This window comes from Kitasatospora sp. NPDC087271 (assembly GCF_044744605.1).
In the GTDB taxonomy this organism is placed as follows: domain Bacteria; phylum Actinomycetota; class Actinomycetes; order Streptomycetales; family Streptomycetaceae; genus Kitasatospora.
The window spans coordinates 86,177-100,141 of the sequence record NZ_JBIUYQ010000026.1 but is presented as its reverse complement, the minus strand read 5'-3'; the positions used below and the strand labels follow the sequence as shown (position 1 = coordinate 100,141).

The following is a 13,965-nucleotide window of genomic DNA, read 5'->3' as shown; positions in this document are numbered from 1 at the left end:
TTCACCAGGTCGGCCCGGGCCTGCTCGTCGTTCCAGGCGATCCGGGGCTTGCCCGGATCGGTGTAGTCGTGCGCGGTGCAGTGTGCGGCGGCCACTCGGTCGGCGCCGGGGACCTCGCGGACCACCGAACGGACGGCGGCGATCAGCTGGGTGACGGTGTCCTGGGTGGCGACCGCGTCGTCCAGCACGGTCGAGTCCAATGCCCGCTTCTGGCGGCCCTTGAGCACGCCGGTCGCGTTCACGACCTCCCGCACGGCCTCGAAGACCCGGTTCGGACGAGCCGAGTGGGCCAGCCGGCGGCGGAAGTAGGCCAGCAGCGACGGGTCGAACGCGGTGTCGTTCAGGCCCAGCCCGCACGCGGCCTTCCACCGCAGGTCGCACCGCAGCTCCTGGACCGTCTCGAAGTCCGACAACCCGTGCAGCGCCTGCAACGTGATCGCCGCCGCGAGGATCTGCGGCGGCATGCTCGGACGCCCGTTCGCCGACGGATACATGTCCGCGAACATCCGTGCCGGGAACAGCCGGCCCCGGCGCTCGGCCAGGAACGCGAACACACTCCCCGCCGGAATCAGCTCCCAGCACGTCTCCCACACATCCGGCCCGACCGTCTCCCCGACCCATTCCCCCATCGCCACAGACACGAGTCTGGCCCCACCGCCCATACGGTGGGGCCAGAACCCAAGATCTTCATCAGCCTTCTAGCTGCCGACGAAGGCCGCCAGCAGCAGCCAGACCACCGGGGCGGTCGGCAGGAGCGAGTCCAGCCGGTCCATGATGCCGCCGTGGCCGGGCAGCAGCGTGCCCATGTCCTTGATGCCGAGGTCGCGCTTGATCATCGACTCGCCCAGGTCGCCCAGGGTCGCGGTGACCGCCGCGCAGCCGCCCAGGATCAGGCCCTGCCACCAGCTGCCGCCGTCGATGATCAGCTCCATCAGCACGGCGCCCGCCAGCATCGACAGGCCGATGCCGCCGGCCAGGCCCTCACGGGTCTTGCCGGGGCTGATCGTCGGGGCGAGCTTGGTCTTGCCGAACTTGTAGCCCACGGCGTAGGCGCCCGTGTCGCTGCAGATCGTGACGATCAGGAACAGCACGATCCGCTGGGGACCGTCGTCGGCCGCCAGCATCAACGCCACGAAGGTGGCCAGGAACGGCACGTAGAAGGCGGTGAACACCCCGGCCGTTATGTCCCGCAGGTAGTCCTCCGGCGGCTCGGCCATCCGCCAGAGCATCACCGCCAGCCCGGTCAGCGCGAGCGAGGCCGCGGCCCACTGCACCCCGGCCCAGTAGCCGGTGGCGATCATGGCGATGCCGCCCGCGACCAGCGGCACCAGCGGCGCCTTGATCTGCTTGCGCTCGGCGAGCCGACTGGTCAGCTCCCAGACGCCGACCGACACCGCGGCCATCACGACGAACAGGAACAGCGCCTTCACCACGAACAGCGAGGCGATGATCACCGCACCGAGACCGACCCCCACGCCTATCGCGGCCTGGAGGTTACGGCCACCGCGCTGCTTGCGCGGCTGCGGCTGCGGGGCGGACTGGGCGGCCACGGGTGTCTCCTGCCCTGGATGGGACGACGGCACGAAGTGGGGCTGCCCGGCCGCCGGGTGACTCGACGGCGGCGCGGGAGGCACCGGGGCCCCGGGGCGCGGCGGGGCGCCGCGGCCGGGGGTGGCGTCATCGGTTATCGCGCGCAGCACGACCGTCTCCGTCACACCCGGCACCGCCGCCTCGGACCGGTCGTCCCGGAACAGCGGGCCGCTCAGCCGACCGGCCTCCCGGGACTGACCGGCGGCGGGGTCACCCGGCCGGCCGGAGCCCGCCGGCGGGCCCTGGTCCGGCACGCCGGGGAACGGGCCGGGGCCCGCCGGTACAGGAGGCATGACCTGAGTCTCCTCCGCGTCGCCGCCCCAGTACACCGGAGGCTGCTGCGAGTGATCCGAACGGTGGCCGGGGTCACCCGGCGCGCCGCCCGGCGCACCCGGGTGGGCGGCCCCGCCGCCCGGGCGACCGGGATAGCCCTGGGCCTGCGGCGGCGCCGGGTACTCGCCGTACCCCGGCGCCGGGTGCGCCTGCTGCAGAGGAGCCTGCGGCCGGGGCTGCGGCGCCGGGCGGTAGGGCTGGAACTGCTGGTCGGACGGGCCCCAGTAGCCAGGGGCGTCAGGGGCGTCGTTCATCAGACTTCGAGCAGCTCGGCTTCCTTGTGCTTCAGCAGCTCGTCGACGGCGGCCACGTACTTGGCCGTGGTGTCGTCGAGCTCCTTCTCGGCGCGGCGGCCGTCGTCCTCGCCGACCTCGCCGTCCTTGACCAGCTTGTCGATGGCGTCCTTGGCCTTGCGGCGCACCGCGCGGATCGAGACCTTCGCGTCCTCGCCCTTGCCCCGGGCCACCTTGATGAACTCCCGGCGGCGCTCCTCGGTCAGCTCGGGCAGCACCACCCGGATGAGGGAACCGTCGTTGGACGGGTTGACGCCCAGGTCGGAGTCGCGGATCGCCTGCTCGATCGCCTTCAGCGCGGTCTTGTCGAACGGCGAGACGACCGCCATCCGGGGCTCCGGCACCGAGAACGAGGCCAGCTGGTTGATCGGCGTCACGGTGCCGTAGTACTCGGCGACGATCTTGGCGAACATCGCCGGGTGGGCACGGCCGGTGCGGATGGCGGCGAAGTCGTCCTTGGCGACGGCGACGGCCTTCTCCATCTTCTCCTCGGCTTCGAGGAGGGTCTCTTCGATCACTGTGATCTCCCTGTCCGGTTCATCTGCGATTGTCCCGACCGGTGTCGGCGTCGAGGCCGGTCACGGCGACGGCGCCGTCCCGTACGGCTGATTGCTGCTCAGGCCCGGACAGAATCCTGGCTGATGAGTGTGCCGATCTTCTCACTCTTCACCGCGCGCGCGATATTGCCCTCCGCCAGCAGCTCGAAGACCAGCATCGGGAGGTTGTTGTCCTTGCACAGCGTGATCGCGGTGAGGTCGGCGACCTTGAGGTCGCGCGCGATGACCTCGGAGTACTCCAGCGCGTCGAACTTCACCGCGTCCGGGTTGGTCCGGGGGTCCGAGTCGTAGACGCCGTCCACGCCGTTCTTGCCCATCAGCAGGACGTCGGCGTGGATCTCCAGGGCCCGCTGGACGGCGGTGGTGTCGGTCGAGAAGTACGGCATGCCCATACCGGCACCGAAGATCACCACACGGCCCTTCTCCAGGTGCCGGACGGCCCGCAGCGGCAGGTACGGCTCGGCGACCTGGCCCATGGTGATCGCGGTCTGGACCCGGGTCTCGATGCCTTCCTTGACCAGGAAGTCCTGCAGCGCCAGGCAGTTCATCACGGTGCCGAGCATGCCCATGTAGTCGGAGCGCGCCCGGTCCATGCCGCGGACCTGCAACTCGGCGCCCCGGAAGAAGTTGCCGCCGCCGATGACCACCGCGACCTCGGTACCGGCACGGACGACGGTGGCGATCTCCCGGGCGATCGCGTGCACGACGTCCGGGTCGACGCCGAGTCCGCCACCACCGGCAAAGGCTTCACCGGACAGCTTGAGCAGCACCCGGCGGCGCGAGCCGACCTTGGGGTCCTGCGCGGTCTCCTGCGTCTCCTGCATGGACTTCTCCTTTTTGCACCTACTGGCTCACAGGCGCGGGTGTGCGGATGCCCGGCCTGCGCGTACGCGAGAGGAGGCCACTGCCGCGGGAACCGGTTCGGTGTCCTGCACGGCAATGGCCTCCTCGTCGTTCATGGTGCCGACGCGGCCCGCCCGTGGACGGTTGGCACTGGGTGAGCCCGTTCGGCGTTCCGCCCGCCCCGGTCAACGGGCGGGGGCGGTTCCCAGCGTAAGGGTGCCGGGGACCAGGTGGAACGTGGCTCAGGCGCCGACGCGGAAGCGGGCGAAGCGCTTGAGGGCGACGCCGTTCTCCTCGAGGACCTTGGCGACGGTCTTCTTGTTGTCCTTCGCGAAGGCCTGCTCCAGGACGGAGTTCTCCTTGACGAAGCCGGTGACGCGACCCTCGACGATCTTCGGCAGGGCGGCCTCGGGCTTGCCCTCCTCGCGTGCGGTGGCCTCGGCGACGCGACGCTCGTTCTCGAGGTCCTCGGCCGGGATCTCCGCGCGGGACAGGAACTTCGGCGCGAACGCGGCGATGTGCTGCGCGACGTCCTTCGCGACCTCGGCGTTCTCCTTGTCCAGCTCGACCAGGACGCCGACGGCCGGCGGCAGGTCGGGGCTGGTCTTGTGCAGGTAGACCGCGACGAAGCCGTCACCGTCGAACTGGGCGAAGCGACGGAAGACGATCTTCTCGCCCAGGGTCGCGTTGGCCTCGTCGACGAACTGCTGGACGGTCTTGCCGGCCTCGATCTCGGACGCCAGGGCGGCGTCCAGGTCGGCCGGGGCGGTCTTGGCCACGTGAGCGGCGATCGCGTCGGCGACCTTGACGAAGTTGTCACCCTTGGCGACGAAGTCGGTCTCGCAGTTCAGCTCGACCAGAACGCCGGACTTCTTGTCCTCGGCGATCAGCGCGGCGACGGCGCCGTTGGAGGCGTCACGGCCCTCGCGCTTGGCAACGCCCTTCTGGCCCTTGATGCGCAGGAGCTCGACGGCCTTCTCGACGTTGCCCTCGGCCTCGTCCAGGGCCTTCTTGCAGTCCATCATGCCGGCGCCGGTGAGCTCACGGAGCTTCTTGACGTCCGCGGCGGTGAAGTTCGCCATGGTGTGAATCTCTTCTCGCGTCTCGCGTGTCTGCGTGGGGAGACGCCGGGACCGATGGTTCGGTCCCGGCGCGGGAGAGAGGGGCACCTACCGGTGTCGTACCGGCGGGTGCCCCTCACCCTTGGTACGTCAGGCCTGCTCGGCCGGCGCCTCGGTGGCCGCAGCCTCGGTGGCGGGGGCCTCGACGGCCGGAGCCTCGGCGGCGGGGGCCTCAGCGGCCGGAGCCTCGGCGGCGGCGGGGGCCTCCTCGGCCTTCTTCTCGCCCTCGATGAGGTCCTTCTCCCAGTCGGCCAGCGGCTGGTCGGCGCCCGGCTCGGCCTTGACGTCGCCCTTGGCGACACCGGCGCGGGCCTTCAGACCCTCGGCCACGGCGTCGGCGATCACGCGGGTCAGCAGGGTGACGGAGCGGATCGCGTCGTCGTTGCCCGGGATCTTGTAGTCGACCTCGTCGGGGTCACAGTTGGTGTCGAGGATGGCGACGACCGGGATGTTGAGCTTCCGGGCCTCGCCGACCGCGATGTGCTCCTTCTTGGTGTCCACGATCCACACGGCGCTGGGAACGCGCTGCATGTCACGGATACCGCCGAGGGTCTTCTCCAGCTTGTCGTGCTCGCGCTGGAGGACCAGGAGCTCCTTCTTGGTGAGGCCGGAACCGGCCACGTCCGAGAAGTCCAGCTCGCCGAGCTCCTTCAGGCGCTGCAGGCGCTTGTAGACGGTCGAGAAGTTGGTCAGCATGCCGCCGAGCCAGCGCTGGTTCACGTAGGGCATGCCCACGCGGGTGGCCTGCTCGGCGATGGCCTCCTGGGCCTGCTTCTTCGTGCCGACGAAGAGGACGCTGCCGCCGTGGGCAACGGTCTCCTTGATGAACTCGAAGGCGCGGTCGATGTAGTTCAGCGACTGCAGGAGGTCGATGATGTAGATGCCGTTGCGCTCCGTGATGATGAAGCGCTTCATCTTCGGGTTCCAACGGCGGGTCTGGTGACCGAAGTGGACGCCGCTCTCCAGCAGCTCCCGCATCGTGACGACGGCCATAGCCGTGCTCCTCAGGTGTTACGGCCCGGCGGTCGCGCAACGGACGGCGGGTTCGCGCGGTGGCGCCCCCCGCTCGCGCGGTGCGTCCGGCCGGGTCAGGCTCGGTTTGTCCGTGGCAGCCAGGTGACAGCCACGCCTGACGCCCCGAACGTGCCGAGCCGCTTGAACCCGCACGGTCCGGGGACCAGGCGGGCTCGGCGGACCGAGCGGCACTCGCACCTGGCGGGGGCAGCGGCCGGGCCGCGTCCGTCCACCGGTGGCGGGGCGTGCGAAGTCGACCCGGCGGACCGGGTCGCGTGTGAAGTGTACGGGAAGCGCTGCGGGGCGGGCGACTCCGCGACCGGCGGGGGCCCTGGGCGGGAGGATCCGCGCTGGCGGGAGCGGGGCGGAGGCGGGCCGGAGACGGACCGGAGGCGGGCCGGCCGGGCCCTGGGAGCGCTGCTGCTGCGGTGCTTGTACACCGGATGGCGGCATCCGTACACCCGCTGGAGGGACGGGATCCGGCCACGAGGGCGATTTGTCCACAGGAGTCCGGAAGTGGGTGGCACCGGGGCGGCGGCGCAGCAAGCCTCGGGGCATGACTGCTCGCGCTGGGTGCCCGGTTCTGTCCGCCGTCGGTCCGGCCCGCTTGGGGCCGGACCGACTGAGGCCGGGTTGGTTGGGGCCGGACCGGTTGGGGCCGGGTTGGTTGGGGCCACGCTCGTTTGGCGTGCTGCGGGGGCTGGTCGCCGTGCTGGTGGCACTGGTGCTGCTGGTCTCGGGCGGCGCAACACAGGGCGCCGCTCTCAGTGGGGGTGTCGGCCCAGGTCCGGGCGGGGGTGCCGGAGGCGCTGGCGGGGGCGGCGAGACCGGCCGGACCGGTTCGGGCGGTGCGCGGGCCTGGCCGGTGGGCGGGCCCGGCGGGGTGCTCGGGCGGTTCGAACCACCGGCCACGCCGTGGGCCACCGGACACCGGGGAGTGGACCTCGCCGCCGCACCCGGGGCGGAGGTACGGGCGGCTGCCGCCGGGGTGGTCACCTTCTCCGGGCTGGTGGCGGGACGCCCGGTGGTGACCGTCACCCACCCCGGCTCGGGGTCACCCCCCTTGCGGACCACCTACCTGCCCGTCGCCGGCACCGCCCCGGTCGGCACCGAGGTACCCGCCGGACAGGTGATCGGGCGGCTCGCCCCCGACGGGCGGCACTGCCCAGCGCGGGACTGCCTGCACTGGGGGCTGCTGCGCGGCGGACGCTACCTCGACCCGCTGGCCCTGTTCGGCGCGGGAGCGGCGCGGCTGCTGCCGCTGGGCGGCGCCGGGCGCACCTGATGAATCAGCTGAACCGGATGAACCAGACGAACCGGGCCGAATGGCGGCTCAGGCCCGGTCGAGGCCGTGCAGGGCCATGGCCACCGCGGCGTCCGCGATCAGCTCGGGGCGCTCGGCCGCACACCCGGCGCGGCCCCCCGCCGCCACTTGCTCGGCCCGGCGCACGGCCGCCTCCACGACCCCTTGGAGCAGCGCCGCAGCGAGCCGGGGCTGCGCGTGACCGAGATCCTCCAGGGCCCGGACGACCAGGCCGACCAGCTTGCCGTGCGCCGCCCGGATGCGCTCGCGCGCGGCCTCGTCGAGTTCGAGCGCGGAGATCGCCACCACCGCCCGGTGGCGCGGGTCCGCGGCCAACGCCAGCTGGCCGCGGACATACGCCTCGATCCGGTCGGCCGCGCTGTCGCAGCTCTCCATCCCGGCCTCGATCTCGGCCGCCCAGAGCGGGAAGTCCACCTCGCAGAGCGCCTCGACCACGGCGGCCCGGGAGCGGAAGTACTCGTAGACCGAGGAGCGCGCCAGGGAGGTGCGCGCAGCGAGCGCGGGGAAGGTCAGCGCCTCCATGCCGCCCTCCGTGAGCAGGGTGCGGGCAGCGTCAAGGAGGGCTGCGCGCTGCAGCTGGCGATGCTCGGCCACCGTGGCCGCTCGGATCTTCGGCACGCTCCCACTGTACGGAGCCCTACCTTCGGCCGGTACGGCGCCGCGCATCTGGGCGGGGAGCGAGGGCGCGCAGGCGCGCGGCGAGGCGTGCGAGTGGGCGCACAACCCGGGGTCCGGCCCGGAGTAACGGCCCAGGGTTCCGGCCAGGCAGGTGCGGACCGGGCACGCGGCCGGGCGGGTGCGCACCGGTGACGTGGTCGGGGTCGCGACCCGGAGGTCTGCCGGGCCGGAGGTCTGCCGGGCCGGAACGGGCCCCCGCCCTCGCTACCGGATGTCCGACAGCTTGGCGCGCAGTTGGAGGACGGACTTGGTGTGGATCTGGCTCACCCGGCTCTCCGTCACCCCCAGCACCTGGCCGATCTCGGCGAGGGTGAGGCCCTCGTAGTAGTAGAGCGTCACCACGGTCTTCTCCCGCTCGGGGAGGGTGTTGACCGCATGGGCCAGCAGCCTGCGCAGCTCGCGGTCCTCGGCCACCTCGACCGGGTTGTCGGCACCGTGGTCCACCAGGGTGTCCATCAGGCTCAGCCGGTCGCCGCCCTCCCCCACCGGGTGCAGCAGTTCGTCCAAGGCCACCACGTTGGCCAGGGACAGCTGGCTGAAGATCGCGTGCAGATCCTCGATCGCGATGCCCATCTCGGCCGCGACCTCGGGCTCGTGCGGCGTACGGCGCAGCCGGGCCTCCAGCGTCGCGTACGTCCGCTCGACGGCCTTCGCCTTCTGCCGCACCGAGCGCGGGATCCAGTCCAGGGCACGCAGTTCGTCGATGATCGCGCCGCGGATCCGGCTGATCGCGTAGGTCTCGAACTTGATCGCGCGGTCGACGTCGAACTTCTCGATCGCGTCGATCAGCCCGAAGACCCCCGAGGAGACGAAGTCGGCCTGCTCGACGTTGGAGGGCAGGCCGACCCCGACCCGCCCCGCCACGTACTTGACGAGCGGTGAGTAGTGCAGGATCAGCTGCTCGCGCAGCCGCTGGTCGCCGGTCTCCTTGTAGGAGCGCCAGAGCTCTTCGAGCGCGGTGCGCCCCTGGGCTCCGGGGCCCTGACCGCTCGGCCCCTGCTCCGGGCCTGGCGGGGGGGTGCCGTCCGGTGGCAGGGCGCCGGCAGCGATCGGGCGGGCTGCGCCGTCGCCGGTGGTGGCGGCGGCGACCGCGTCGGCGGGCTGGCCCGGCACCGCCGTCGGCCGGCCGCCCTGGCGCGACAGGCCCCCCATCGTCCCCGTCGCCTTGGGCGGGAACTCAGTCACGGGGCGCCGCTCGGTCCGCGGCCCTCCCGAGGACCGGGCGCCACCGGTCACTCTGTGTCCGGGAATGTGTGTGGGCATGCGTTGGTCTGCGCCGTTCTGCCGAGTCATGTGCTGATAGGGAAGGCATGTGGAGCGTAGCGTGACCGACTCGCTGCAATGCGCTACCGCCACTCGGTCGTCCCCCGATCCGGTGGCGTTCGCGCCACCGGATCCGGGCACGCGAACGGACGAACCGGAGCAGCAGGTCAGCCGGGCGATTCCGACACTCCCTCCCCACGGCACGGATGTGCGCTCCGTTCCGACCGTCACCTCCTCCGCACCAGGCGCCAGTGCGCGCCGTGCCGCTCGACGTAACCGAGCGAGCCCAACTCGTAGAGCCGCTGCAGTACTTCGTCCGGAGGGAGTCCGGACTGTCGGGCCAACCGCTCGATCGGCGCGCCCTCCGCCGTCGCCGGGACGGCCTCCAGCACCCGGGCCACCGCCGGCTCCAGCAGATCCCTGGGCAGGACCGGGCCGCTGCGCTGCGGAGCCAGGTCGTCCCCGATCGCCCCGATCAGTTCGGCGATCTCGGCGGAGTCGGTGACCAGCGTGGCGCCGCCGCTGCGGATCAGGGCGTGCACCCCGGCCGAGAGTTCCGAGGTCACCGGGCCGGCGACGCCCATGGTGTGGCGGTTGAGGTCCCGCGCCCGTCTGGCCGTGCTCAGCGCGCCGCTGCGCATCGCCGCCTCGACCACCACCGTGCCCCGGGTGAGCGCCGCGATGACCCGGTTGCGGAGCACGAAGCGGAAGCGGTTCGGGTGCTCCCCAGGCGGGAGTTCGCTGACCAGCAGCCCCTGGACACCGATCCGCCGGATCAGTTCGGCGTTCCCCTTCGGGTAGGCCACGTCGACCCCGCAGGCGAGCACCGCGATGGTCATCCCGCCGACGGAGAGCGCCCCTCGGTGGGCGGCCGCGTCGATCCCGTAGGCGGCTCCGGACACCACGACCCAACCTCGCTCGGCCAGTTGGGCCGACAACTCCCCAGCGACGTGGGCGCCGTAGGCCGTGCAGGCCCGGGAGCCGACCATCGCCACCGAGCGGAGCGCGAGCAGCCGCAGCGACCCCGTGCCGGTCGTCCAGAGCCCGATCGGGCGCCCGTCGCCCAGATCGTCCAGTTGGCTGGGCCATTCCGTGTCCCCCGGAATGATGAAGCGTCCACCGACGGCTCGTACCCGTTCCAGGTCCTCGGCCGGGTCCAGACCGGGGAGTCTCGCCTGGTAGCCGACCAGCCGGGGGCCGTCCAGTCCGGGGTGCGCGGGCACCGTCCCGTCGCGGATCGCCCGGACGACGTCGGCTGCGGAGAGCTGACCGAGCCACCGGCCGACCACGGCGTCCCCGGGCTCGCTCAGCCGGCTGAGTACGGCGCGGGCGAGGCGCTCCGGATCGGGACCGGACTCGGGCTCTGCCCGGCCGGGAGGCTGAAGGTGCGTCATCATCGGGTTCATGCCTCACCGCCCTCGTACGCCGGATGCCGGTCGCGTTTCCCGGACCGTTTGGCGGAGCCGGACCGGATGGATCGGCCAGGGGCATCGGGGCGGTCCGACCGACCAGCACTCTCCGGGCCAGGACTCTCCGGGTCGGGGCAGTCGGGACGATCGGGCTTCTCGAACCGGCCCGACCGGCTCTGCCCTTCGGGCGGCTCGTCGACCGGCCCGCTGCGCTGGGCCGGGATGCCACCGAGTCGGCCGTAGACCCGCTCGCCCAGCGGCAGCCCCTGCTCGACGCCGGTACGCAGGACCAGTGCGGTGCGAACGTCCCGCTGGTCCGGCCGATCGCGACCGGCGAGGTCGGCGACCGTCCAGGCGACCCGGAGCACCCGGTCCAGGCCGCGGGCGGTCAGCACCCCTCGCTCCAACTGGCGGGCGACGTCGTTCAGTGCGCCGGGGGCGAGCTGCCAGCGGGTCCGCAGTTCGTGGCCCGGGACTTCCGCGTTGGTCCGCCACGGGGTGGCCGCCAGCCGGGCCGCCGCCCGTTCCCGCGCGGCCAGCACCCGGGCCGCGACGGTCTCGGTGTTCTCCGCCGTGGCGTCCCGTTCCATGAGTTCGATCCTCGTCACCGGGGCGACCTGGACCTGGAGGTCGACCCGGTCCAGCAGCGGCCCGGAGAGTCGCCCCTGATAGCGGCTGACCATCGCAGGAGTGCACTCGCAGCCCTCACCCCGCCGTGAATGCCGGCCGCACGGACAGGGATTGGCGGCCAGGCAGAGGAGGAACCTGGCCGGGAGCCGGAGTGAGCCGGCCGAGCGGGCGATCACCACCTCGCCCGACTCCAGCGGCTGGCGCAGTGAGTCGAGCACCCGGACCGGAAACTCCGGCGCCTCGTCCAGGAACAGCACGCCCCGGTGGGCCAGCGAGACCGCCCCCGGTCTCGGCAGGCCGCTGCCGCCGCCGACGATCGCCGGCATCGTCGTGGAGTGGTGCGGGGCGCAGTACGGCGCCGTGTCGATGAGCGGGCGCCCTGCCGGGAGCAGCCCGGCCACCGAGTGCACGGCGGTGACCTCCAGGGCCTCCTTCTGGGTCAGTGGCGGGAGCAGCGAGGGCAGCCGCTCCGCCAGCATCGTCTTGCCCGCGCCCGGTGGGCCCTTGAGGTACAGGTGGTGACCGCCGGCGGCGGCGATCTCCAGGGCGCGCCGGGCCTCGTACTGTCCGGCCACGTCGGCCAGGTCGAGGCGCGCCGACTTGTCGTCGGACAGTCCCCGGACGCCGGCGCTGGGCAGCATCAGGCCGGCCATCAGCGGATCCGGCCGGCCGCCGATCGGGTCGGGCGGTTCCTCCGGCGCGGGCGCGCCGGTCAGGACGGCGATCAGCTGCCGCAGGCTGCGGACGCCGATCACGGTCACGCCCGGAACGAGCGAGGCCTCGGGCGCGGTCTGCTCCGCGACCACGACCCGCTGGTATCCCGCGTCGGCCGCGGCCAGCACCGACGGCAGCACCCCGCGGACCGGCCGCACCCGGCCGTCCAGCCCCAGTTCGCCGATGATCAGCAGCTCGGCGATGGAGGAAGGGTCGAGCCGCTCGGCCGCGGCCAGGACGGCGCAGGCCACCGCGAGGTCGAAGCCACTGCCGCTCTTGGGCACCGAGGCCGGACTGAGCCCGACGGTCAGCTTGCGCTGCGGCCAGGCCTCACCGCTGTTGACCACGGCCGCGCGCACCCGGTCGCGGGCCTCGGACAGCGCCTTGTCGGGCAGGCCGACCAGGGTGAACGCGGCCACCCCGGGCTCCAGGTCGGCCTGGACCTCGACGATCACTCCGTCGACGCCGACCAGCGCGACGGAACAGGTACGGGCGAAGGCCATCTCAGACCACCCCCCGCAGGTGGTCGACCAGGGCCGCACCCCGGGCCCGGTTGACCACGGCCACCAGGTCGATCCGCACGCCCCCGGGCGGAGCGGGCGGCCAGTGCGGGTCCGTGGGCCCGGGGTCGTACCCGGGACCGGCCAGCCGTGCGAAGTGGCCCGGCCAGCGTTCGGCCATCCAGCGCTCCGCCAGGCGTTGCAACCGGGCGGCCTTGGCCTGGCCGATGGCCTCGCTGGGTTGTTGGAAGCCCCGCTCGGAGCGGGTCTTCACCTCGCAGACCGCCACGGTATCGCCGTCGAGGGCGACGATGTCCAACTCACCCTCGACACAGCGCCAGTTGCGGTCCAGGATGCGGAGCCCGGCCTCCGTGAGACGGCGGGCGGCGACCCGCTCGCCGTAGCGGCCGAGCCCGTTGTTGGTACTGCGGCCGCCGACACTGCGGCCCGGGCCCGGCCCGGTTCCGTCCCTCGTGTCGCCTTTCGTGCCGTCCCGCGCGGCTGCGGCCGCTCCGGCCTGGTCCAGTACGGCCGCACCCGGTACGGCCTGGTCCTGCGTGATCGTGTTCTGCACGGTGACCACCTCCGCCGTGGAGGTTGCACCGTCGCGCACGGCGGGGCCGGGGATTTCCGGTTCCCTGTGGATAACTCGAGCCTGTGGATAACTTTTGTCACCCGCAGGAGTGAGACGCCCCGATCGCGCGAAATTCCGCTGGACAACGCCGGTCCGAGCAGTCCAACGTCAGTTCCCGAAGCCGGACTCGTCCGAGGGCAGCTCCAGATCGCTCTTCGCGAGTTCCTCGATGTTCACGTCCTTGAAGGTCAGCACCCGGACCTTACGGACGAACCGGGCCGGCCGGTACATGTCCCAGACCCACGCATCCGCCATCGACACCTCGAAGAAGACCTCGCCCTGCACCGAGTGCACCTGCAGCTCGTAGTCATTGGTGAGGTAGAACCGTCGCTCGGTCTCGATCACGTACTTGAACAGGCCGACGACGTCCCGGTACTCCCGGTAGAGCTTGAGCTCCATCTCGGTCTCGTACTTCTCGAGATCTTCGGCACTCATCCAGGCGTCCCCTCAACTTGTCACGTCCACCCATTGTGGACCACCGCACCCACGCTCAGAGCCGTACCGGGGCGACCGGCGGGCCCTCGGCCAGCAGTCGCTCCAGGAAGTCCGCCAATCCGACCGGGTAGACCGTCTCGGCGGTCCCCCTCAGCTCCTCGACCGTCCACCAGCGCGCCGCGAGCAGTTGGGCGTGTTCCTCCTCGCCCATCCCCGAGTGGTCGAGCCCCGTCTCCGTGGTCCGGGCCAGATGGAACCACTGATCCTGCTCGTAACGCCGTCCCTGAAAGGAGAACGACACCGTGCCGTACGCCACCAAGGGCCCCAGGTCCACACCCCGTAGGCCGGTCTCCTCCGCGAGTTCCCGCGCGGCGGCCTCCCGCACGTCCTCCCCGGGCTCCAAGCCGCCGCCGGGCGTGAACCACCACGCCTCCCCCGGCGTCGCCGGGTCGGAGCCCAGGAAGAGAAGGATGCGGTCCTGCCCGTCCAGCAGCAGGATCCGCGCCGCCCTGCGCCGTTGTGCCGTCATGGCAGCGCTCCACGCTCCTTCCGTTCGCGTCGGTGGCGCTACCGATCCTGCCACCCGGCGCCGCCATCCGGGGCGATGTTCGGCAGAGCGGCCCGGGC

At 72.3% G+C, this 13,965-nt stretch carries 14 protein-coding genes; 1 reads left to right on the top strand and 13 read right to left on the bottom strand.

Annotation, left to right across the window (positions count from 1 at the left end; genetic code table 11):
• The 6 genes from ACIO9K_RS31890 to rpsB all read right to left on the bottom strand — a co-directional run.
• The coding region (locus ACIO9K_RS31890) for a transposase (RefSeq protein ID WP_400335053.1) at positions 1-629 on the bottom strand (629 nt) is incomplete at its 3' end.
• Positions 630-698: 69 nt separating this feature from the next.
• Complete coding sequence (locus ACIO9K_RS31885; RefSeq protein ID WP_400335047.1) at positions 699-2,177, bottom strand: phosphatidate cytidylyltransferase; 1,479 nt, start codon at positions 2,175-2,177, stop codon at positions 699-701.
• A complete protein-coding gene (gene frr, locus ACIO9K_RS31880; RefSeq protein WP_063347665.1) occupies positions 2,177-2,734 on the bottom strand; it encodes a ribosome recycling factor in 558 nt (185 codons plus the stop codon). Before frr ends, ACIO9K_RS31885 begins: the two co-directional genes overlap by 1 nt.
• Before the next feature lie 98 nt (positions 2,735-2,832).
• Positions 2,833-3,597, bottom strand: a complete 765-nt coding sequence (pyrH, locus tag ACIO9K_RS31875) for a UMP kinase (protein WP_363624867.1) — start codon at positions 3,595-3,597, stop codon at positions 2,833-2,835.
• Positions 3,598-3,858: 261 nt separating this feature from the next.
• Positions 3,859-4,698, bottom strand: coding sequence for a translation elongation factor Ts (gene tsf / locus ACIO9K_RS31870; protein WP_363624869.1), 840 nt, complete (start codon positions 4,696-4,698; stop codon positions 3,859-3,861).
• A 129-nt stretch (positions 4,699-4,827) separates the two neighbouring features.
• Positions 4,828-5,730 carry a 30S ribosomal protein S2 gene (gene rpsB, locus ACIO9K_RS31865; protein ID WP_400335044.1) on the bottom strand — a complete coding sequence of 301 codons (903 nt, stop codon included), beginning with the start codon at positions 5,728-5,730 and terminating at the stop codon, positions 4,828-4,830.
• A 709-nt stretch (positions 5,731-6,439) separates the two neighbouring features.
• On the opposite strand from rpsB, the gene ACIO9K_RS31860 reads away from it, so the two are divergent.
• A complete protein-coding gene (locus ACIO9K_RS31860) occupies positions 6,440-7,036 on the top strand; it encodes a M23 family metallopeptidase (RefSeq protein ID WP_400335042.1) in 597 nt (198 codons plus the stop codon).
• Positions 7,037-7,084: 48 nt separating this feature from the next.
• Here the strand turns inward: ACIO9K_RS31860 and ACIO9K_RS31855 are convergent, their stop codons facing one another.
• The 7 genes from ACIO9K_RS31855 to ACIO9K_RS31825 form a co-directional block, all read right to left on the bottom strand.
• On the bottom strand, positions 7,085-7,669 hold the full coding sequence (locus ACIO9K_RS31855) for a TetR/AcrR family transcriptional regulator (RefSeq protein WP_400335051.1): 585 nt from the start codon (positions 7,667-7,669) through the stop codon (positions 7,085-7,087).
• Positions 7,670-7,957: 288 nt separating this feature from the next.
• Entirely contained in the window at positions 7,958-8,938 is a 981-nt protein-coding gene (gene whiG, locus ACIO9K_RS31850) for an RNA polymerase sigma factor WhiG (RefSeq protein ID WP_400335040.1), read from the bottom strand.
• A gap of 305 nt (positions 8,939-9,243) precedes the next feature.
• Positions 9,244-10,410 (bottom strand): DNA-processing protein DprA, encoded by a 1,167-nt coding sequence (dprA, locus tag ACIO9K_RS31845; RefSeq protein WP_400335038.1) that lies wholly within the window; start codon positions 10,408-10,410, stop codon positions 9,244-9,246.
• An 8-nt stretch (positions 10,411-10,418) separates the two neighbouring features.
• The gene (locus ACIO9K_RS31840; protein WP_400335036.1) at positions 10,419-12,272 is read right to left on the bottom strand and encodes a YifB family Mg chelatase-like AAA ATPase; all 1,854 of its coding nucleotides are present in this window, start codon (positions 12,270-12,272) and stop codon (positions 10,419-10,421) included.
• 1 nt (position 12,273) lies between these two features.
• Positions 12,274-12,843 carry a YraN family protein gene (locus tag ACIO9K_RS31835; protein WP_400335034.1) on the bottom strand — a complete coding sequence of 190 codons (570 nt, stop codon included), beginning with the start codon at positions 12,841-12,843 and terminating at the stop codon, positions 12,274-12,276.
• Positions 12,844-13,011: 168 nt separating this feature from the next.
• A complete protein-coding gene (locus tag ACIO9K_RS31830) occupies positions 13,012-13,338 on the bottom strand; it encodes a DUF2469 domain-containing protein (protein WP_030056781.1) in 327 nt (108 codons plus the stop codon).
• Between the two features lie 55 nt (positions 13,339-13,393).
• On the bottom strand, positions 13,394-13,867 hold the full coding sequence (locus ACIO9K_RS31825) for an NUDIX domain-containing protein (RefSeq protein ID WP_363375893.1): 474 nt from the start codon (positions 13,865-13,867) through the stop codon (positions 13,394-13,396).
• Positions 13,868-13,965 lie beyond the last annotated feature (98 nt).